Below are 20932 nucleotides of genomic sequence, written 5' to 3' on the forward strand. Positions count from 1 at the left end.
CAACCAGGACCAGCTGCAAAGGACAGTGCGATGAAAGACCTTCTCGGCATGATGGGCAAGGCAAAGGAAATGCAGGCCAAGTTCCAGGCCATGCAGGATGAGATCGCCACGCTGGAAGCCACCGGGCAGGCCGGCGGCGGCCTGGTCAGCGTCACGCTGACCGGCAAATTCGAGATGAAGTCGCTGAAGATCGACCCGTCGCTGTTCAAGGAAGACGAGGTCGAGATTCTCGAGGACCTGCTTCTCGCTGCCCACAACGACGCTAGGACCAAGGTCGAGCAGATCATGCAGGAGAAGACCAGGGCGCTGACCGCGGGCCTACCGATCCCGCCGGGAATGAAACTGCCGTTCTAAGGCTAGTGCATGTCGCGCAAAAGTGTGCAGCGGTTTTGCGATAACGACATGCATCAAAACAAGAACCTAAAGCGCGTCGCATGAGGCCGGTCGAACGCGACGCGCTAGTCAATCGGTATGCCGTTACAGTGGCCGAAGAGTGCAGCGGCCCAGTGCTCGCTCTACCGCCAGCTGTGTCTATTAGGCAACTCCCCACACTTAATAACGCTTTAGCCATCTTTTTGCCTGAAAGTGTCTCATTCTTGCCGCAACCAGGGGCGGGCTGGCAGCAGAATTGAGGGGACACCTGTTGATCTCTACCCGATGGAAGACGCCGTTGCGGCTCGGCGTCGTTATCTCGCCGCTGTTTTTGGCCGCTTGCAGTCAGACCGCCTCGCACGGCATGTCCAGCCTGACCGATGCTATTACGCCGAGTTTCCTGAGCTCGCGCTCCTACAATTCCACGCCGAAGGAAAAGGAGTGCCTGGAGCGGGCAATGTTCTTCGAGTCCAACCGGTCGAGCCGTGACGGCATGATTGCGGTCGGCACGGTGGTGATGAACCGGCTGCGGTCCGGCAATCACGGCAACACCATCTGCCAGGTCGTCGGCGAGCGCGGGCAGTTCGCGCCGGGCGTCATGACACGGCCGATGAATTCGAAGGCGATGCCCGACGTCGAGGAAGCCGCCGAGGCGGTGCTCAAGGGCGAGCGCAAAGCCAAGCTGAAGAACACCATGTTCTTCCACACCGCCGGCCTGCGCTTCCCCTACAAGAACATGCACTACACCATGGTCGCCGGCGGCAATGCCTTCTATGAAAAGCGCGGCCGCAACTGGCAGCCGCTGCCGGACGAACCGGTGGTCGCCATGGCCCAGGCCAAGCCGCAAGCGCCTGCCGCTCAGGCCATACTTGTCGCCTCGGCGGAGCCGGCACGCGAGGTCAAGCCGACATTCGCCAGGGCAACCTATGTGACCGCCGCTGCATCGCTGCCGGCAAAGCAGACAAGGGTGACCGCCGGAATGGCGACCCCGGAGAAGGCGACGGCGGAAAAGCCGATGCTTGTGGCGCTGCAGGAACCAATGCAGGAGCCGGATGCGGCCCGTTTTGGCGGAACCGTGAGCGAGCGGCCTGTCACCTCCTTCCAGGCCGCGCCGGCAGAGCCGACAATGTCGTTCGAGGCGACGCCCGAGAACACCGACGCCATCGGCGCGATGATCGCCGGCCAGACCCGGCCACTGGAAGAAAACTGAGGGCGGCAGCACTGGCCGCGACGTCGGCCTTCCCTTCTCCCACAAGGGGAGAAGGGAAGAGCGGAGCCCCTGGCCGCTCAACTGTTCCAAAGCGTGCGGAAAAATCCTAAACCGGTGCGATGTCGAAGCGAATCGCCGGTCCCGAGATCGAACGCCTGATCCAGCTGCTGGCCAAGGTGCCGGGGCTCGGTCCGCGTTCGGCACGCCGCGCCGCGCTCCACCTCATCAAGAAGAAGGAACAGCTGCTGGCGCCGCTCGCCGCCGCCATGGGCGAGGCGGTCGACAAGGTGCGCATCTGCTCGACCTGCGGCAATGTCGATACCTCGGATCCATGCATGATCTGCACCGACCCCCGCCGCGACCCCACTACGCTCATCGTCGTCGAGGACGTGGCCGACCTTTGGGCGCTGGAGCGGGCGACAGCCATGAACGTGCGCTACCATGTGCTCGGCGGTACGCTGTCGCCGCTCGACGGCATTGGTCCTGATGAGCTAAACATCCGTTCGCTGGTCGATCGCGTCGCCGGCGGCGAAGTCAAGGAAGTGATCCTCGCCGTCAACGCCACGGTCGAGGGCCAGACCACCGCGCACTACCTCACCGACCAGCTTTCCGGCTTCGACATCAAGGTGACGCGCCTGGCGCACGGTGTTCCGGTCGGCGGCGAACTCGATTATCTCGACGAAGGCACGCTGGCCGCCGCACTGCGCTCGCGGACGGTGTTTTGAGCACGTTGGGGGAAGGGGTGCTCTTGAGATGATTGCGTTCCGTCGCGCCCCCCTCTGTCCTGCCGGACATCTCCCCCTCCAGGGGGGAGATCGGCAGCCTCGACATCCCCGCCAAGCTTGCGACGTTGAAGATTGGCGAAAACAGACGCGACAGCCAATCTCCCCCCTGGAGGGGGAGATGTCCGGCAGGACAGAGGGGGGCGCGACAGAACGTCGGCTTTGTGGATTGGCGATCTTTCTTGCAGTCCTCTTTGCCTTCCTCCTCGCCACCCCCGCCTCGGCGGCAAAGATCGACGACCAGTTCCGCGCCTGGCTTGGCAACGACCTCTGGCCCGAAGCCAAGGCCAAAGGCATCTCCAGGAAAACCTTCGATGCCGCCTTCGAAGGCGTCAAGCCGAACCTGAAGCTGCCCGACCTGGTGAAGCCGGGCGAGAAGGCGACGACGCCGCAGAAGCAGCATCAGGCCGAGTTCGGTTCGCCGGGCGCCTATTTCGCTGAAAAGATAGTCCGAGCGGTGACCGCCGGCGGCCGCACCCGCGAGGCGACCAACGCTAGGACGCTTGCCGCGATCGAGAAACGCTACGGCGTGCCTGGCGAAGTGCTGCTGGCGATCTGGGGCCGCGAGAGCGGCTTCGGCGCGGCGAAGATGCCTTATGACGCCTTCGAGGTGCTGGGCACCAAGGCGTTCATGTCGACCAAGAAGGAATTCTTCCGCACCGAGCTCTTGGCTGCGCTCGAGATCGTCGAGCGCGGGCTTGCCCCGGTCGGCGCGATGAAATCGTCTTGGGCAGGCGCGCTTGGCCAGCCGCAGTTCATGCCGACATCGTTCCTCAAGCATGCCGTCGATTTCGACGGCGACGGCCGCACCGACATCTGGAATTCGACGCCCGATATACTGGCATCGATCGCCAATTATCTCGTCCATTATGGCTGGGTCAGGGGCCGCGGCTGGGGCTTCGAGGTGACTGTGCCGGACAGCGTCTCGTGCTCGCTCGAAGGTCCGGACCAGGGCAAGAAGATTTCCCAATGGGCTGATATGGGCATCAGGCGTGTGTCGGGTAAACCGTTCCCGGCGAGCGAACTGAAAGCCGAGGGCTTTCTTTTGATGCCGGCCGGGCGTAGCGGCCCAGCCTTCATCGTCACCCCCAATTTCTATGTGCTGAAGCAGTATAACACCAGCGATCTCTATGCCCTGTTCATCGGCCATGGCGCCGATCGCATCGCCCATGGCGACAGCAATTTCTCGGGCAATTGGGGCGCGGTCGGCGGGCTCTACCGCTCCGACATCGCCGCCCTGCAGCGGGCGCTGGAAGCTAAGGGCTACGATGTCGGCAGCGCCGACGGCCTGCCTGGCTTCAAGACGCGCCGCTCGATCGGCAAATGGCAGGCCAGCAACGGCCGTTCCGCTACCTGCTTTCCCGACGCCGACCTGGTTACCGCGCTGAAATAGCCGGATTTTCGCACCGCCGGTCTGGCCCAATCGACCGTTCTGCAAATGCTCGTTGCCGCGCTCGAAACCGCCGGATATGGTGAACCGGAACCGCACAAAAAATTGCCAAGACAACGGTCCGGGGATCACCGTTCGACGCGGCAAGAAATGCCACAACCCTGAGCCGGGAACTCAGGTCAACAAAAACAGGGAACAGTTAAAATGATGATGGAAAAGTTTGCTCTACGCTCCCGCTTCTTGCTCGCGGGCGCGGCCATGTCCGCGCTGCTTCTGGCCGGTGCGCCTGCCTTCGCGGTCACGCCCGCCGACACGCTGGTCGAGGGTTTCGCCATCGACGACATCATCACCATGGATCCGGGCGAAGCATTCGAATTGTCGACCGCAGAGGTCACCGGCAACACCTATGATCTTCTGGTACGCCTCGACCTCAGCGACACATCCAAGGTCAAGGGCGATCTCGCCGAAAGCTGGAGCGTCTCCGACGACGGCCTGACCTACACATTCAAGCTCAAGCCCGGCCTCAAATTCGCCTCCGGCAATCCGATCACGGCGGCCGACGTCGCCTATTCGTTCGAGCGCGCCATCAAGCTCGACAAGAGCCCGGCCTTTATTATCGGCCAGTTCGGTATCGATGGCGGCAACGTCCCCGAGAAGGCCAAGGCCGTTGATGACACGACGTTCCAGTTCACCGTCGACAAGGCCTATGCGCCGAGCTTCGTGCTGAACTGCCTGTCGGCGACGGTCGCCTCGGTCGTCGACGCCAAGCTGGTCAAGGAGCATGTCGCGGCGGTCACGCCGAGCGCCGACTACAAATGGGACAATGATTTCGGCAATGCCTGGCTGAAGACCGGCTATGCCGGCTCCGGTGCCTTCAAGCTGCGCGAATGGCGCGCCAACGAGGCCGTCGTGCTGGAGCGCAACGACAATTACTACGGCGACAAGGCCAAGCTTGCCCGCGTCATCTATCGCAACATGAAGGAAAGTTCGGGCCAGCGCCTTGCGCTGGAAGCCGGCGACATCGACGTTGCCCGCAATCTCGAGCCGAACGACCTTGATGCCATTGCCAAGAATGCCGACCTCACCACCACCAGCGCGCCGAAGGGCACGGTCTATTACATCAGCCTCAACCAGAAGAACCCGAACCTCGCCAAGCCCGAGGTTCGCCAGGCTTTCAAATATCTGGTCGACTACGATGCCTTGAGCACGACCATCCTCAAGGGCATCGGCGAGATCCATCAGACCTTCCTGCCCAAGGGCGTGCTCGGCGAACTGGACGAGAACCCGTTCAAGTTCGACGTCGCCAAGGCCAAGGAACTGCTCGCCAAGGCCGGCCTCGCCGACGGCTTCAGCGTCACCATGGACGTGCGTACCGGGCAGCCGACGACGGGCATGGCGGAATCGATCCAGCAGACGCTGGGACAGGCCGGCATCAAGCTGGAGATCATCCCCGGCGACGGCAAGCAGACGCTGACCAAATACCGCGCCCGCAACCACGACATCTATATCGGCCAGTGGGGCCAGGATTATTTCGATCCGAACTCCAACGCCCAGACCTTCGCCAGCAACCCCGACAATTCGGATGAAGGCAAGACCAAGACGCTGGCCTGGCGCAACGCCTGGGAGATCCCGGACTTGACCAAGCAGACCGAAGCCGCCCTGCTCGAGAAGGACGCGGCCAAGCGCGCCGCAATGTACCAGGATCTCGAGAAGAAGATCCTCGATACCAGCCCCTTCGTCATCATCCACCAGCAGCTGGAAGTGGCCGGCCTGCGCAAGAACCTCAAGGGTTTTGCGCTCGGCCCGAGCTTCGACACCAACTTCGTCGGCCCCGTCTCGAAAGAGTGATGCCGGGGAGTGACGCCGGCGGACGCGCCGTATGAGTGTGGCTGAAAGCGAGGTGACGGCAGGGCGCGGCGGCGCCCGCGCCGTTGCCGTGGCCTCATCTATCGCCCGGTTCCTGGTCATCGCGATAACGACCTATCTCGGTCTGCTCGCGGTGACCTTCTTCATCGGCCGCGTGATCCCGATCGACCCGGTGCTGGCGGTGCTCGGCGACCGGGCGCCGGCCAACGTCGTCGAACGAACGCGCCGCGAGATGGGCCTCGACCTGCCGCTGGTCGAGCAGTTCTACATCTATGTCAAACATGCCCTGAACGGTGATTTCGGCACCTCGGTGCTGACCACCAATCCGGTGATGACCGATATCCGCCGCGCCTTTCCGGCGACGCTCGAACTGGCGACGTTGGGAACATTGATCGGTTCGGTGATCGGCGTGCCGCTTGGCGTGCTGGCCGCCGTGCGGCGCGGCAGCGTCATCGACCAGATCGTGCGCATCATCGGCCTTGTCGGCTATTCCGTGCCGATCTTCTGGCTGGGGCTGCTGGCGCTGGTGCTGTTCTACGCCAAGCTGCAATGGGTCGCCTTTCCCGGCCGGCTCGACGTCGTCTACGAATACACCTTCACGCCGATTACCGGCTTTTACCTGCTGGATGCGCTCTGGCAGCGGCAGTGGGACGTATTTGCCGATGCCTTCCGCCACATCATCCTGCCGGCCTCGCTACTCGGCTATTTCTCGCTCGCCTACATCAGCCGCATGACGCGCTCGTTCATGCTGAACGAACTCACCCAGGAATACATCGTCGCAGCGCGCGCCAAGGGCCTGTCGGAAACGCGCATCATTTGGGGTCACGCGCTGCGCAACGCCGCGGTGCCGATGGTCACGGTGATCGCTCTGTCCTATGCCGGGCTGCTCGAAGGCTCGGTGCTGACCGAGACAGTGTTTTCGTGGCCGGGCATCGGCCTCTACATCACCAACTCGCTGCAGAACGCCGACATGAATGCCGTGCTTGGCGGCACGATCATCATCGGCTCGGTCTTCATCGCCATCAATCTATTCTCCGACCTGCTCTACCGGCTGCTCGATCCAAGGACCAAGGCAGGATGAGGACCAAGGCAGGATGAGCACGGAAGCGATTCAAACCCGCCGCGACTGGCTGCTCAGCGAGCGGCCGGCGTCGCGCGTGCAGGCGAGGCTCGGCCGCGCCTATGTGGCGTGGCGGCGCTTTTCCGCCAACCGGCTGGCGTTTGCCGGCCTGCTCATCATCGTCGCCTTACTGGTGGTCGCGGCATTCGCCGATGTGCTGGCGCCCTATTCGCCGACATTCGGCGACCTCAAGGGCTCGCGGCTCCTGGCGCCGAGTGCGGCGCACTGGTTCGGCACCGACGATCTCGGCCGCGATATCTATTCGCGCATCATCTTCGGCTCGCGCTGGACACTCTACGTCGTCGTTCTGGTTGCCATTATCGCCGCGCCCATCGGCTTGCTGGTCGGCACCGTCGCCGGCTATGCCGGCGGCTGGACCGATGTGATCCTGATGCGCATCACCGACATCTTTCTCGCCTTTCCGAAGCTGATCCTGGCGCTGGCCTTTGTCGCGGCGCTCGGCCCCGGCATCGAAAACGCCGTGCTTGCCATCGCCATCACCTCGTGGCCGCCCTATGCCCGCATTGCCCGCGCAGAAACGCTGACGGTGCGCAATTCCGATTATATCAAGGCGGTGCAATTGATGGGCGCCTCGCCGTTTCGCATCGTGCTTCGCCACATCATGCCGCTCTGCATCTCCTCGCTGATCATCAGGGTGACGCTCGACATGGCCGGAATCATCCTGACCGCGGCCGGCCTCGGCTTCCTCGGCCTCGGCGCGCAGCCGCCGCTGCCCGAATGGGGCGCGATGATCGCGTCGGGCCGCCGCTTCGTGCTCGACCAGTGGTGGGTGGCGGGTGCTCCGGGCTTTGCCATCCTCATCGTCAGCCTCGGCTTCAACCTGCTCGGCGACGGACTGCGCGACGCGCTCGATCCCCGAAGTGGCGACCAATGAGTGGCGACCAATGAGCACGCTTCTCGAAGTCAACGACCTGCGCGTTACCTTCCCGACGCGCACCGGCCTGATCGAGGCGGTGCGCGGCGTCTCCTTCTCGCTCGGCCGCGAGCGGCTCGGCATTGTTGGCGAGAGCGGTTCGGGCAAGTCGCAGACCGGCCGCGCCATCATGGGCGTCACCCCGCCGCAGGCCGAGGTGACCGCGAAGACGCTCGCTTTTGACGGCATCGACCTGCTGGCCGCCTCGCCGCGCGAGCGCCGCGCGCTGCGCGGCAAGCGTATCGCCATGATCCTGCAGGATCCGAAATATTCGCTCGACCCGGTGATGAGCATCGGCCGCCAGATCGTCGAGACGCTGCGCACGCATGAGAAGGTCTCCAAGGCCGAAGCCCGCGACCGCGCGCTGGCCATGCTGGAGGCTGTGCAGATCCGCGATCCGGCCCGTGTCTTCGACCTGCATCCGCACGAGGTTTCCGGCGGCATGGGCCAGCGCGCCATGATCGCCATGATGCTGATCGCCGGGCCGGAAATGATGATCGCCGACGAGCCGACCTCGGCACTCGACGTCACTGTCCAGCTCGACGTGCTCGGCATCCTCGACCGGCTGGTCAGCGAGCGCGGCATGGGGCTGATCTTCATCTCGCACGATCTGCGCCTGGTCTCGTCCTTCTGTGATCGTGTCATCGTCATGTATGCCGGCAAGGTGGTCGAACAGCTCAAAGCCTCGGAGCTCGGCCGCGCCCAGCATCCCTATACGCGCGGCCTGCTCAACTGCATGCCCAAGATCGGCGCCGACCGTCACCCGCTGCCGGTGCTCGACCGCAAGCCGGAGTGGGCAGCATGACGGCAGCCCTTTCCGTCGACAGGCTGGAGGTGGTCTTCGACCGCTTCCGCGCGTTGAAAGGCGTGAGCCTCGAGGTCGAATCCGGTGAATCCTTCGGCCTGGTCGGCGAGTCCGGCTCCGGCAAGTCGACGTTGCTAAGGGCAATCGCCGGCCTGGCGCCGGCCGCATCAGGCACCATCGCGGTCAACGGCAAAACGCTAGGCGCGCGTCGCGACAAGGCGTTCTACCGCGAGGTGCAGATGGTCTTCCAGGACCCGTACGGTTCGCTGCACCCGCGCCAGACCGTCGACCGCCTGCTGCAGGAGCCGCTCGCCATTCACGGCTTCGCCGACGGCGAAAAGCGCATCCAGCGGGCACTCGACGAGGTCGGCCTCGGCACCGGGTTCCGTTTTCGCTATTCGCATCAATTGTCCGGCGGTCAGCGCCAGCGCGTGGCGATCGCCCGCGCCCTGATTCTGGAACCGTCGATCCTGCTGCTCGACGAGCCGACCTCGGCGCTCGACGCTTCGGTGCAGGCGGAGGTGCTGAACCTGCTGGAAGAGATCAGGCGCCGCCGCAAGCTGACCTTCCTGATGGTCAGCCACGACCTAGCCATCATCACCCACATGTGCGAACGGCTGATGGTGATGCAGAACGGCGAGGCGATGGAGAATCTGACCGCGGACGATCTTGTCGAACGCCGTGTCACCAAGGATTATACGCGCAATTTGCTGAGGGCCAGCGAGGGGTTTGTGAGAACCGCTTGAACCTTCTCACGGTGCGCAGGACCAACTGTCTTCGGGAGATTCCCATGCAGCAATGGACGTTCCCAGACCCGCCCAATGTCGCGGTGTTTTTGGATCGGGTCATAATTACCCGCGGCGACTGGATTGCACACGTCTCGCATGACGATGACGACGGCAGTTGGCAATTCCACAACAGCGAAATTGGACCTGTTGACGAAGGCGACATAATGATTGTCAGCTTGCAAAACGTTGTGCAGCGGGATGAAAGTATCCTTGCGTTGGCCGACTTGCCGGAAGGCTGGCATGCTTGGCGCGAGTCAAAATCGTCGCCGTGGCAGCGCGCCAGGTCGCGCCCTGTACCCTCCAACGATAACGAATGATCCGGCAAAGCCTTAAGTCGGACCTTGCACCGGTTCGCCGGTCTCCAAAACGGGTAGCTCTTTCCAGCCTTTCGGCTCCTTGACCTGAACCACGCCGAATAGCGCGCCGGCAGGAACAGCAGCATGATCGCTGCGCCGGCGATAGTGCCGGCCATCATCGCGTAGCTGCCGGACCGCAGGCCCAATCACCCGCCGCCAGTGCCAACTTGAGGAAAACCTGAAATAAGCCCAGAAGAGTCTCAACAGCCATCAAACGAGAGCGGGCGCCGGCCCGGTGAGGGATACGATGACAAATTCAGCCATTTCCGAACGCAAGAGCCAGTCGATTTCGCGCGGCATCGGCATGACCACTCAGATCTATGCCGATCGCGCCGAAAACTCGGAGATCTGGGATGTGGAAGGCCGCCGCTACATCGATTTCTCGTCCGGCATCGCCGTCGTCAACACCGGCCACCGTCACCCCAGGGTGATCGAAGCGGTCAAGGCGCAGCTCGACCGCTTCACCCACACCTGCTATCAGGTCGTGCCCTATGAGAGCTATATCAGGCTGGCCGAACGGCTGAATGGCATGCTGCCCGGCAAGCTCGACAAGAAGACGATTTTTGTCACCACCGGCGCCGAGGCGGTCGAGAACGCGATCAAGATCGCGCGCAACGCCACCGGCCGGCCCGCGGTCATCGCTTTTTCCGGCGGCTTTCACGGTCGCACCTTCATGGGCATGGCGCTGACCGGCAAGGTCGTGCCCTATAAGGTCGGCTTCGGCGCCATGCCAGCGGATGTCTTCCATGCGCCGTTCCCGGTTGCGCTGCACGGCGTGTCGGTCGCCGATTCGCTGGCTGCGCTCGACCGGCTGTTCAAGGCCGATGTCGATCCGGCCCGCGTCGCCGCGATCATCGTCGAGCCGGTGCAGGGCGAGGGCGGCTTCTACGAGGCGCCGCGCGATTTCATGACCGCATTGCGCAAGATCTGCGATCAGCACGGCATGCTGCTGATCGCCGACGAGGTGCAGACCGGCTTTGCCCGCACCGGCAAGATGTTTGCCATGGACCACCACGAGGTGGCGGCCGACATCACCACCATGGCCAAGAGCCTGGCCGGCGGCTTCCCGTTGGCGGCGGTCACCGGGCGTGCCGAGGTCATGGATGCGCCGAACCCCGGCGGACTCGGCGGCACCTACGGCGGCAGCCCGATCGGCGTCGCCGCGGCGCATGCCGTGCTCGACGTCATCGACGAGGAGAAGCTCTGCGACCGGGCCAACACGCTGGGCAACCGGCTGAAGCAGCGCCTGCAAGCGATCCGCGACGAAGTCCCGGAAATCGTTGATATCAGAGGCCCCGGCTTCATGAACGCGGTCGAGTTCAACGATGTGACGAAGGGGCTGCCGTCGCCGGAACTCGCCAATGCGGTCCGGCTGAAGGCGCTCGACAAGGGCCTGATCCTGCTGACCTGCGGCGTCTACGGCAACGTCATCCGCTTCCTCGCGCCGATCACCATCCAGGACGGAGTCATGAACGAGGCGCTCGACATCCTGGAAAGTTCGATCCGCGAGGCCCGCGCCGCCTGAGCGGCGAGGATATCGCCTAGGATTCAACTGCGGCGAAGGCCGAGATAGGTGGCAAGCCGCCGTTCAACGCCCTAGGCGAGCACGAAATTCGGCAGTCGAATTGGTGCGTGGAAACGGTTCGGAAGGCAACTGTACACCGAGAAAGGCACAAAGCGGCTCCCACCCTTCGGAGGCCTGATAAGTAAGAAGGCGTTCAGGTGGCAGCGTTGATTTCACGGAAGCGTTATGTGCTTCATAGACAGCGATTGCGTGATCACGGTTATCAAATCGACCGCCAAAGACAGTGTTTCCAACCACCGCCACACCAAAGGACTGTGGATCATTGGTAGCAGCATCCATCGTGAGCCCTATTGTTTGCGCCATGCTGTCATACCAGGCTTCCGGGTCACGAACTGTCAGGATAACCTTTGCATGAGGGTAGTGGTCACTCACTTCGCGCCAAAAATGCGCCGTTGGCCAATCGACCGCGGAAAGATAGCCGGCATATGCCGCATCCCAGGTCGGGAGTTGTCCCTGACCGGCGGCGCGCCACAGCGCCTTCTGCTCGGGATTGGCGTGGACATCTGCCATGTGATGACACGGCCCGAACCCAAGATGCTCCAACGCGAGCTTCAGTGAATATGTGCCAGTGCGACCCATGCCTGCGCCAATGACATATAGAGCCATGAGCACCCCCCGACGAATTTCAATTGGTCAAAATACCGGTGTTTCCTTTACTTCGCTATATGTTTTGCAGGTCAGCTCCCGGTCGAACTCGGTCATTCAGGGTGATTGGGTTTGATCTTATCCCGCAGCGCGGACAGGCTCTCCTTCCTGGAAGGCGGCGAGCGCCGCCTTCAGTCCATCCGGCCCGGTCGCGACAATCTGCGGCGACGGCGAAAAGCCGGCGCCGAGCATCTTGCGGCCAAGCATGTGGTCGCCGGGCCGGTTGACCGATTCGATGCCGAGCAGCCGGCTTCCGGCATAGTGGTAGATGGAGAATTTGTTCTCGGCCACGTCGCCCAGCACGACATGGCTGTCGCCGCCCGAAATCAGGCCGACCATCTGCAGCTTCATGTCGCCGATATCGGACCAGAACCACGGCACCGCCGAGTAATTGTCGGTGTGGCCGGCGATGGTGCGTGCGGCCAGCCGCGCCTGGTCAGTGGCGTTCTGCACCGATTCCAGCCGCACGTCGCCGCCGGTGAACCAGTGCCGGTAAGACGCCGCGTCGCCGACGGCGAGGATTTCCGGCACCGACGTGCGCATCTGCTGGTCGACGCGGATGCCGTTGGCGATGGCAATGCCGGCGGCTTCGGCCAATTCGACATTCGGCACGACGCCGATACCGATGACGACCATCTGCGCCGGCAATCTTTCGCCGGATGAGGTGATTGCAGCCGAAACACGGCCGTTCTCGTCCTCCAGCCGTTCGATGGTGGTGCCGGTAAGGATGCGCACACCGGTGGCCTCCAGCCGCTGGCGAACATGGCCGGCGATGACCGGTGCCACGGCGCGGCCGAGCAGCCGGTCCACCGCCTCGACCACCGTAACCTTGCGGCCTGCCGCGGTGAGTGTCGCGGCAATCTCCAGGCCGATGAAACCGCCGCCGAGGATGACGACCTCCTCGCTTTGCGCGCTCAATTCGCGGATCAGGCGGGCATCGCCGAGCGAGCGCAGCGACACAACGCCGGAAAGCTCCGAACCCGGCAGCGGCAGCAGGCGCGGCCGCGCGCCGGTGGCGAGGACAAGCCGGCCGAACGGCAACACACCGCCGCCCGATATCTCCAGCCTGCGGCCGCCTGCATCGATCCGCTCGACCCGGATGCCTGGCCGGAAGTCGATGGCGCTGCCGGTATAAAAAGCCTCGCCGCGCAACGGCTGCGGCTTTGCTTGCTGATCCTTGATGAAGGTCTTCGACAGCGGCGGCTTGTGGTAGGGCAATTCGTTTTCGTCGCCGACCAGGATCACCGGGCCGTCATAGCCTTCTTCGCGCAGGCTGGCGGCCGCTTGCACGCCCGCATGACCCGCACCGACAATGACGACCCCGTTCTTCATAACAGCCCGATTCCTCATCCAAATCTAGGACGTCTCGCCAGGTGGCGATTGTCCGGCGCCGCCGCAAGAGCGCCGATCCGGGTCGCACCCGGAACGGCCGCCTGTCAACTGCGTCATGCGCCGGCATTCCTCATACGTCGGTGTTAAAGTTGACAGTTCTAGTTTAGAATAATTCTAAACTGTTGTTTCAATTGAATTTTTTCTATGCCACCAGTTGACATCCGGCGTCTTCGCCGTTTTATGGAAGCTCGCGCGTCAGCGCATCCCTTTGATGTCTGGGCCTTGAACCCTTTCGATTGGAGGCATTTCGGTGTCTTTCTTCCGCGAACCGCGCGATGGCGCGACCCTTCTTTGCCCGCTGGCAACTGCCCGCCGCGGCGCCGGCATTTCATTGATTCCCGAGGAGAGACAATCATGAGAACGATGATCACGGCGCGGTATGGCGGCAGGCTTGCGGCGATCGGCGCCACCGCGATGCTGACGGCGGCCGTGTTCGTGCTGCCGGCCAAGGCGCAAACCGATGCCAAGGCGGTCATCAAGACCTATTCCGACATTGCGCTCGCCAAATACGAGGATTCGCTGATCACGGCCGAGGCGCTCGACAAGGCTGTCGATGCGCTGCTCGCCAAGCCATCTGCCGAAACGCTGAACGCCGCCCGCGAGGCCTGGAAGGCATCGCGCGTTCCCTATCAGCAGACCGAGGTCTATCGCTTCGGTAATGCCATCGTCGACGACTGGGAAGGCAAGGTGAACTCCTGGCCGCTCGACGAAGGCTTGATCGACTATGTCGCCAAGAGCTACGGCACCGAGTCGGACGCCAACGCGCTCTACACCGCCAATGTGATCGCCAACAAGTCGATCGAGATCAACGGCAAGAAGGTCGACGCCACCGACCTGACGCCGGAGTTCCTCTCCGGCACCCTGCAGGAGGCCGGCGGTATCGAGGCCAATGTGGCGACCGGCTATCACGCCATCGAATTCCTGCTTTGGGGTCAGGACCTGCACGGCACCGGTATGGGCGTCGGCGAACGGCCCTACACCGACTACGACCTCGCCAATTGCACCGGCGGCAATTGCGACCGTCGCGGACAGTATCTGAAATCGGCGAGCGACCTTCTGGTTTCCGATCTAAAGGATATGGTCGACGACTGGAAGGAAGGCGGCGCCGCCCGCAAGAACCTTGTCGATGGCGAGCTGAACGCCGCCATTTCGACCATCTTCACCGGTATGGGCTCGCTGTCCTATGGCGAGCTCGCCGGAGAGCGGATGAAGCTCGGCCTCTTGTTGCACGACCCGGAAGAGGAGCACGATTGCTTCTCCGACAATACCTACAACTCCCATCTTTACGATGCGATCGGCATCCGTGCCGCCTATCACGGCAGCTACAAGCGGCTCGACGGCACTGTCGTCGAGGGGCCGTCGGTGGCCGACATGGTCAAGGCGGCCGACCCGGCGGTTGACAAGGAATTGTCGGACAAACTGGACGTCACCGTCGCCAAGATGGAGGCCATCAAGGCGCGGGCGCTTGCCGGCGAGGCCTATGACCAGCAGATCGGAGAAGGCAACACGGAAGGCAATGCCACTGTGCAGGCGGCGATCGACGCGCTGGTCGATCAGACCAAGTCGATCGAACGCGCCGTCGGTACCCTGAAGCTCAATGCGATAGCCTTCGAGGGCTCGGACAGCCTCGATTCACCGGACAAGGTGTTCCAATAGACTATCGAAACCACCAGCCACGCGACGCAACGAAGCGCCGTTAGCCAGAGCGACAAATGCTGATCTGCCATTGCAACATCATCACCGAAAAGGAGATAGAGCAGACGATCGTCGGACTGCTGGATGAGGACCCCTGGCAGCTGATCGTGCCGGCGAAGGTCTATCACGCCATGCACAAGCGCGGTCGCTGTTGCGGCTGCTTCCCAAATGTGGTCGAAACGATCATTCGGGTCACCGAAAATTACCATGCCCGCTCGGCGGCGAGTGGCGTGGACATCGTTTCACACCTGGATCGCGTCAGAGGCCTACGCGTTCAATACGGGAGCAGAACCCATGAAAGGCGAACAGCAGATCATAGAGCGGCTTAACGAGGCTCTGTTTCTGGAACTTGGGGCGGTCAATCAATACTGGGTGCATTTCCGGCTGCTGGAAGACTGGGGATACGCCAAGCTAGCGAAGAAGGAACGCGCTGAATCGATCGAGGAAATGCACCATGCCGACCGGCTCGTGGCGCGCATCATCTTCCTCGAGGGCCATCCGAACCTGCAGTCCGTGGCGCCGCTGCGCATCGGGCAGAATGTCAAGGAAGTGCTCGAATCCGATCTTGCCGGCGAATATGACGCGCGCACCGCCTACAAGCGTTCGCGCGAGGTTTGTAACGAAGCAGGCGACTACGTGACGATGAAGCTGTTCGAGGAATTGCTGGCTGACGAGGAAGGTCACATCGACTTCCTCGAGACGCAACTCGACCTGCTCGCCTCGATCGGCGAAGAAAAGTACGGCCAACTCAACGCAGCGTCGGCCGACGAGGCGGAATAAGGACATGCCGGAATGTGGCGCCCCCTAGATTTCATGCGCCGCTTGCGGCCGGCCGAGCATTGTGGCCTGCCGCCTCAGAAGAAGCCGCGATACGGTATCCTTCGCGGCGCCTTTCTTGCCGTGGTGGCGACGCTCACAGCCTCGGCGCTGGCCGGGGCGCCGCAACCGGCGGGGCTTGCCACCAGCCGCACGGATCTGACGCCGAAGGATCTGGCGCGCGTCATCGCCATCACCAGGCCGACCAGCGATTTCTCCAAGCCCGAGCAATTCGAGCTGATGCAGGGCGGCGCCGGCACCTCGAAGAAGGACTTCAACAAGGACGCCTTCTCGCAATCCTCTGCCAACATCAGCTTCGAGGAAGAGGGTACCTTCAAGCTCGGCAACGCCATTTTCCGCAAGAACTGGGTGTCCTCGCCATCCTCGACACAAGCCTCGGATGGGCTCGGTCCGTTGTTCAACGAGCGCGCCTGCCAGAACTGTCATCTGAAGGACGGCCGCGGCCATCCGCCCCAAGGCGACAGCGGCACCACCTCGATGTTCCTGCGCCTGGCAAGGGAAGCCAGTACCGAGGAGGAGAAAGCCGCGCTCGCCGATCACAAGGTGCTCAACTTTCCCGACCCGGTCTATGGCACGCAGCTGCAGGAATTGGCCGTTCCCGGCCTGCAGGGCGAAGGCAGGATGCATGTCGACTATCAGGACGAGAAGGTGAAATTGGCGGACGGCAGCACGGTGTCGCTGCGCAAGCCGAGCTATTCGGTCGACGGTCTCGCCTACGGGGCGCTCGATCCACACACCACGCTGTCGCCGCGCATGACGCCGCCGATGATCGGCCTTGGCCTGGTCGAGCAGATCGCTCCTGCCGACATCCTTACGCGTGCCGATGCGGCCGACCGCGATGGTGACGGGATTTCCGGCAGGCCAAACATAATACGCGACGCCAGCAGCGGTGAACTGACGCTCGGCCGTTTCGGCTGGAAGGCGCAGGCGGCATCGATCCGCCAGCAATCGGCGGACGCTTTTGCCGGCGATATCGGCATTTCGACGCCTGAGGTGCCGAAGCACTGGGGCGATTGCAGCGCCGCGGAAAAGACCTGCCTTGCCCTACCTAACGGTGTACAGGAGCGCCTCGGTCCGGTCGAAGCGCCGCCGCCGGTCATGGACCTCGTGACCTTCTATTCGCAAAACCTTGCCGTGCCGGCCCGGCGCGATCTCGACAGACCGGACGTGCTCGCCGGCAAAAAACTGTTCTACGATATGGGCTGCATCTCCTGCCATACGCCGAAATTCGTCACCCGTCGCGGAACCCCGAACAAGGCGCAGGCCTTCCAGCTGATCTGGCCTTATTCCGATTTCCTGCTGCACGACATGGGACCCAGCCTTGCCGACGGACAGGCGGTGGGCGAGGCCACGGGAAGCGAATGGCGCACGCCGCCACTGTGGGGCATCGGGCTCACCCAGACCGTCAGCGGCAACACCTTCTTCCTGCATGACGGGCGCGCACGAAGCCTGGCCGAGGCGATTCTGTGGCATGGCGGCGAGGGCCAGAAGGCGCGTGACCGCTTTGCCGCTGCCGATGCGGCCGACCGCGCCGCGCTGATCAAGTTTCTGGAGTCGCTCTGATGCGGAAGCGTCTTGCATTCGCTCTGATGCTGGTCCTCGCCGGTGCGCTGCCGGCATCCGCGGCGGTGAAGGCTTCGGATGTGATCCAGCGGGCGATCGACAGCTTCGTCCGCCCGGCCTATGCCAGGCTGCATGACCATGCGGACAGCTTGACAGGGGCAATGCACGCGCTTTGCCAGGCGCCCTCGCAAGACAATCTCGATGCGGCACGCGCCGAGTTCGCCGGTGTCGTGGATGCCTGGTCGGTGGTGGAAATCATCCGTTTCGGGCCGATCGCCGAAAACAACCGGCTTGAGCGCATGCTGTTTTGGCCGGACCGCAAGAGCATCGGCCTGAAGCAGGTGCAGGCGGCACTTGCCGGCAAGGATCCGACAGCCGCCGATCCGGCCCAGCTGGCTACAAAGAGCGTCGCCATGCAAGGGCTCGGCGCACTGGAATTCGTCCTCTACGGCGACGGAGCCGGTCAATTGGTCGGCAGGGACGACGCCTATCGCTGCGCCTACGGTGCGGCCATTGCCGGCAATGTCGAGACGATTGCCGGCCAAGTCAGCGATGCCTGGAATAAGCCCGACGGCTTTGCCGCGCTCTGGGCCAATCCGGGTCCGCAGAACGCGCTCTATCACGACGGCACCGAAGCGGTGACCGAACTGGTCGGCGTCTTCATCAACGAGCTGGAAATGGTCCGCGACGTACGCCTGAAAGGCTTCCTGGGCGCCAAGCCGGAGGCCGACAAACCGAAACAGGCGATCTATTGGCGCTCGCAAAACACCGCCCGCTCGCTGACCGGGAATCTGGCGGGCATGGACACGCTGTTCCAGGCCTCGCAGCTTGGCGACGCGCTGCCGCCCGATGCGCGCTGGATGGCAGAATCGGTCCACATCCAGCTCACCAACGGGATCGAGGCGGCCAAGGCGATCAGGGGACCGATCGACAAGGCACTTGCCGATCCGGCGCTGCGCCAGAAGCTCGATTATTTCTCGCTGGTGACATCCAGCCTGACGACCCTGATCGGCACCAGGCTGACCGCCGAATTCGGCCTGACCGCCGGGTTCTCGTCATTGGATGGCGACTGATCATGAGGACGCCGCTGATCGATCGGCGCGATTTCCTGAGGGCCGCAGGCGCTGGTTTCGTAGCGGCGATGGCGCCGTCGGCCTGGGCAAAGACACTCGACGCCGACGCGGTCTTCGCCACCGCTTTCGTCAAGCGCGACGGCAGCTATGGCGCGGCCGTCCTGTCCGAGGCGGGCAAGTTGTTGCACACGATCGATCTGCCCGATCGGGGCCATGACGTTACCTTCGACCCGGTGTCCAAGCGTTCGGTGGTGTTTGCCAGGCAGCCGGGCACCTTTGCTGTCGTCTTCGACCATACCGGCCGCAATGAACCGCAGACCATTGCCAGCGTTGCCGGCCGGCATTTCTTCGGCCATGGCGTGTTCTCGGCCGATGGCACGCTGCTCTACGCAACCGAGAACGATTTCGACAATGCCGCCGGCGTCGTCGGCGTCTATGACGCGCATGCGAAATTCAAGCGCATCGGCGAGTTTCCGACCTACGGCACAGGCCCGCACGAGCTTTTGCTGCTTTCCGACGGCAGGACGATCGCTGTGGCTAATGGCGGCATCGAGACGCATCCGGATTATGGCCGCGCCGAGCTCAACATTGCCACGATGCGGCCATCCTACGTGCTGGTCGACCGTCTCACAGGCGATCTCACCGAAAAGCACGAATTGCCGCCGGCGCTGCACCAATTGTCGATCCGCCATATGGATGCCGACCGGTCCGGCACCGTCTGGTTCGGCTGCCAGTACAGGGGGCCGGGCACCGACCGTCCCCCGCTGGTTGGCCGCGCGCCGCGCGGCAAGGACTTGCAATTGCTCGATATGTCGCAGGATGTGCTCTCCGGCTTCAGGAACTATATCGGCTCGGTCGCCGCCAATCCTGCCGCCGGCACCATCGCCGTGTCTTCGCCTGAGGGGAATTCGCTTGCCGTGATCGACGCGGCCAGCGGCCGCGTCGTCGCTACCAAGGCTCTGGTCGAGGTCTGTGGCGTGGCGCCCGATGGGAAAGGCTTCATGGCGACGACGGGTGCCGGCGAAATCATCGAAGCCGGTGGCGCGACGCGTTCCGAGCCGGACTATGTCTGGGATAATCACGTGCTGCGTATCGAGCAGATCGGCTAGTCCTGGCACCGATTTGTGGCGGTTACGTTCGTCGAAACTTACCGTCTTGAACCTGAGCCGAAGCAAAGTCGCCTGACGATTTATCCATTATGCCCTTGCGGTGATGAGCCCTGGCGGGCAGAGGGAAGCTGTTTTCGAAACTGTCTCAACCGGCCGCTTCATGAAGTTGCTTGCCATCGACTGTGCCGCCAATCTCTGCGCCGCCTGCGTCTACGACGCGGCGGCTGGGAAGGAACTCGGCCGTTCGGTGATCGATCTTGGCAAGGGCCATGCGGAACATTTGATGGCCGTGATCGAGGGAGCGTTGAAGGCGGCTGGAACCGATTATGCCAGCCTCGGCGCCATTGCCGTTTCCACCGGTCCGGGCTCCTTCACCGGTCTGCGCGTCGGCGTCTCGGCGGCGCGCGGCCTTGCGCTGGCGCTGAAAATACCGGCGATCGGCGTGACGACTCTTGAAGCATTGGCGGCGCAAGCAAGAGCGACGTTTCCCGGCCGCGCCGCGCTCGCCGCGCTCGATGCAGGGCGCGAGGAAATCCATGCGGCACTCTACGATGAAGCATCCGCTTTGATTTACGGTCCCTCGGTGACCACGCTCTCGCAAGCCGCCGCCATCGCGGTTGACAGCTCCGCGGTTCTGGCCGGTACGGCGGCAACGCAAATTGCCGCCTCGGCCGGGCGCGCCTTCGACGTCGGCGCGACAGCGGCCACCGCCGACATCACCGTCTATGCCCGGCTGGCCGCCGCCCAACGTGCCGGTAAAAAGGGCGAGGGCGAAAAGCCGAAACCGCTCTATCTGCGCGGCGCCGACGCAAAGCCTCAGGGAGGCTTTATTCTATCGAGGCAAGACCATGATCCCAAAAAGTGGAAACCGGTTTTGGGAAAAGATCATGGTCCAAACGGAAACAAGTCCTGATGCGCATTCCCTTCCTCCAGTCGCGCCGCAGGGACTATGCGCTCGAGCCGTTGACGGTTGCCGATAGCGCGGCCATGTCGGTGCTGCATCGCGAGGATTTCGCGCGGCCGTGGACCGACGACGAATTCGCCGCACTGCTCGAGCAGGACACGGTGTTCGGCTATGCCGCGCGCGAGACCGGACAGGGCGCCAAGCCGCCGGTCGGCTTCGTGCTGGCGCGGCTCGCGGCCGGCGAGGGCGAGATCCTGACGGTCGCGGTGGCACGCTCGCATCGGCGCCGGGGGCTCGGCTGGCAATTGATGGATGCGGTGCTGCGCGAACTGCACGCACAGCGCGCCGAGGCACTTTTCCTCGAGGTCGACGAGACCAATGTAGCCGCGATCGCGCTCTACCGGCGGCTCGGCTTCCGCGAGGTCGGCAAGCGTGCCAACTATTACAAGTCGCCGGAGCACGGCCCGACCGGTGCGCTTGTCATGCGCCGCGATCTTCGTTAGCCA

The 20932-nt window shown here is 63.3% G+C and carries 21 protein-coding genes; 19 read left to right on the top strand and 2 right to left on the bottom strand.

All coding sequences use genetic code 11. From position 1 onward, the window contains the following. Nucleotides 1–30: 30 nt before the first annotated feature. The 11 genes from NKI59_RS07860 to NKI59_RS07910 all read left to right on the top strand — a co-directional run bounded on the left by NKI59_RS07860 (nt 31) and on the right by NKI59_RS07910 (nt 11148). A complete protein-coding gene (locus tag NKI59_RS07860) occupies nt 31–354 on the top strand; it encodes a YbaB/EbfC family nucleoid-associated protein (protein ID WP_023676870.1) in 324 nt (107 codons plus the stop codon). A 289-nt stretch (nt 355–643) separates the two neighbouring features. Continuing rightward, nucleotides 644–1582 (top strand): cell wall hydrolase, encoded by a 939-nt coding sequence (locus NKI59_RS07865; RefSeq protein ID WP_352703399.1) that lies wholly within the window; start codon nt 644–646, stop codon nt 1580–1582. Nucleotides 1583–1701: 119 nt separating this feature from the next. Continuing rightward, entirely contained in the window at nt 1702–2307 is a 606-nt protein-coding gene (recR, locus tag NKI59_RS07870) for a recombination mediator RecR (protein WP_352448580.1), read from the top strand. Nucleotides 2308–2485: 178 nt separating this feature from the next. Beyond that, entirely contained in the window at nt 2486–3757 is a 1272-nt protein-coding gene (locus tag NKI59_RS07875) for a lytic murein transglycosylase (protein WP_352703401.1), read from the top strand. 201 nt (nt 3758–3958) lie between these two features. Beyond that, nucleotides 3959–5602 carry an ABC transporter substrate-binding protein gene (locus NKI59_RS07880; protein ID WP_352703403.1) on the top strand — a complete coding sequence of 548 codons (1644 nt, stop codon included), beginning with the start codon at nt 3959–3961 and terminating at the stop codon, nt 5600–5602. A 31-nt stretch (nt 5603–5633) separates the two neighbouring features. Beyond that, nucleotides 5634–6701: an ABC transporter permease gene (locus tag NKI59_RS07885; protein WP_023676874.1), complete on the top strand. Its 1068-nt coding sequence runs from the start codon at nt 5634–5636 to the stop codon at nt 6699–6701. Nucleotides 6702–6714: 13 nt separating this feature from the next. Then, nucleotides 6715–7635 (top strand): nickel transporter permease, encoded by a 921-nt coding sequence (gene nikC, locus NKI59_RS07890; protein WP_352703405.1) that lies wholly within the window; start codon nt 6715–6717, stop codon nt 7633–7635. Nucleotides 7636–7645: 10 nt separating this feature from the next. Further along, on the top strand, nt 7646–8479 hold the full coding sequence (locus tag NKI59_RS07895; protein WP_023676876.1) for an ABC transporter ATP-binding protein: 834 nt from the start codon (nt 7646–7648) through the stop codon (nt 8477–8479). After that, the gene (locus NKI59_RS07900; RefSeq protein ID WP_352542927.1) at nt 8476–9225 is read left to right on the top strand and encodes an ABC transporter ATP-binding protein; all 750 of its coding nucleotides are present in this window, start codon (nt 8476–8478) and stop codon (nt 9223–9225) included. Before NKI59_RS07895 ends, NKI59_RS07900 begins: the two co-directional genes overlap by 4 nt. A gap of 44 nt (nt 9226–9269) precedes the next feature. Beyond that, complete coding sequence (locus NKI59_RS07905; protein WP_352448586.1) at nt 9270–9584, top strand: hypothetical protein; 315 nt, start codon at nt 9270–9272, stop codon at nt 9582–9584. A 286-nt stretch (nt 9585–9870) separates the two neighbouring features. Then, on the top strand, nt 9871–11148 hold the full coding sequence (locus NKI59_RS07910; RefSeq protein ID WP_352703408.1) for a 4-aminobutyrate--2-oxoglutarate transaminase: 1278 nt from the start codon (nt 9871–9873) through the stop codon (nt 11146–11148). A 63-nt stretch (nt 11149–11211) separates the two neighbouring features. Here NKI59_RS07910 and NKI59_RS07915 read toward each other — a convergent pair whose 3' ends face one another. Both NKI59_RS07915 and NKI59_RS07920 read right to left on the bottom strand, forming a co-directional pair. Next, the gene (locus tag NKI59_RS07915) at nt 11212–11814 is read right to left on the bottom strand and encodes a sulfotransferase family protein (protein WP_352703410.1); all 603 of its coding nucleotides are present in this window, start codon (nt 11812–11814) and stop codon (nt 11212–11214) included. Nucleotides 11815–11931: 117 nt separating this feature from the next. After that, nucleotides 11932–13185 (bottom strand): NAD(P)/FAD-dependent oxidoreductase, encoded by a 1254-nt coding sequence (locus NKI59_RS07920; RefSeq protein ID WP_352703412.1) that lies wholly within the window; start codon nt 13183–13185, stop codon nt 11932–11934. A gap of 423 nt (nt 13186–13608) precedes the next feature. On the opposite strand from NKI59_RS07920, the gene NKI59_RS07925 reads away from it, so the two are divergent. The 8 genes from NKI59_RS07925 to rimI all read left to right on the top strand — a co-directional run bounded on the left by NKI59_RS07925 (nt 13609) and on the right by rimI (nt 20929). Beyond that, on the top strand, nt 13609–14901 hold the full coding sequence (locus NKI59_RS07925) for an imelysin family protein (RefSeq protein ID WP_502897061.1): 1293 nt from the start codon (nt 13609–13611) through the stop codon (nt 14899–14901). Nucleotides 14902–14957: 56 nt separating this feature from the next. Further along, nucleotides 14958–15269 carry a (2Fe-2S)-binding protein gene (locus tag NKI59_RS07930; RefSeq protein WP_023676882.1) on the top strand — a complete coding sequence of 104 codons (312 nt, stop codon included), beginning with the start codon at nt 14958–14960 and terminating at the stop codon, nt 15267–15269. After that, nucleotides 15235–15720 carry a bacterioferritin gene (gene bfr / locus NKI59_RS07935; RefSeq protein ID WP_023676883.1) on the top strand — a complete coding sequence of 162 codons (486 nt, stop codon included), beginning with the start codon at nt 15235–15237 and terminating at the stop codon, nt 15718–15720. Before NKI59_RS07930 ends, bfr begins: the two co-directional genes overlap by 35 nt. A 12-nt stretch (nt 15721–15732) precedes the next feature. Continuing rightward, a complete protein-coding gene (locus NKI59_RS07940; protein ID WP_352703414.1) occupies nt 15733–17340 on the top strand; it encodes a di-heme oxidoreductase family protein in 1608 nt (535 codons plus the stop codon). Then, the gene (locus NKI59_RS07945) at nt 17340–18413 is read left to right on the top strand and encodes an imelysin family protein (protein ID WP_352703417.1); all 1074 of its coding nucleotides are present in this window, start codon (nt 17340–17342) and stop codon (nt 18411–18413) included. The genes NKI59_RS07940 and NKI59_RS07945 overlap by 1 nt, the downstream gene beginning before the upstream one ends. A 2-nt stretch (nt 18414–18415) precedes the next feature. Continuing rightward, nucleotides 18416–19522: a DUF1513 domain-containing protein gene (locus tag NKI59_RS07950; RefSeq protein WP_352703419.1), complete on the top strand. Its 1107-nt coding sequence runs from the start codon at nt 18416–18418 to the stop codon at nt 19520–19522. A 160-nt stretch (nt 19523–19682) separates the two neighbouring features. Then, complete coding sequence (gene tsaB / locus NKI59_RS07955; protein WP_352703422.1) at nt 19683–20435, top strand: tRNA (adenosine(37)-N6)-threonylcarbamoyltransferase complex dimerization subunit type 1 TsaB; 753 nt, start codon at nt 19683–19685, stop codon at nt 20433–20435. Next, nucleotides 20435–20929 (top strand): ribosomal protein S18-alanine N-acetyltransferase, encoded by a 495-nt coding sequence (gene rimI, locus NKI59_RS07960; RefSeq protein WP_352703423.1) that lies wholly within the window; start codon nt 20435–20437, stop codon nt 20927–20929. The genes tsaB and rimI overlap by 1 nt, the downstream gene beginning before the upstream one ends. Nucleotides 20930–20932: the final 3 nt, after the last annotated feature.

Origin of the sequence: Mesorhizobium sp. M0598 (assembly GCF_040320865.1) — a bacterium.
GTDB lineage: Bacteria > Pseudomonadota > Alphaproteobacteria > Rhizobiales > Rhizobiaceae > Mesorhizobium.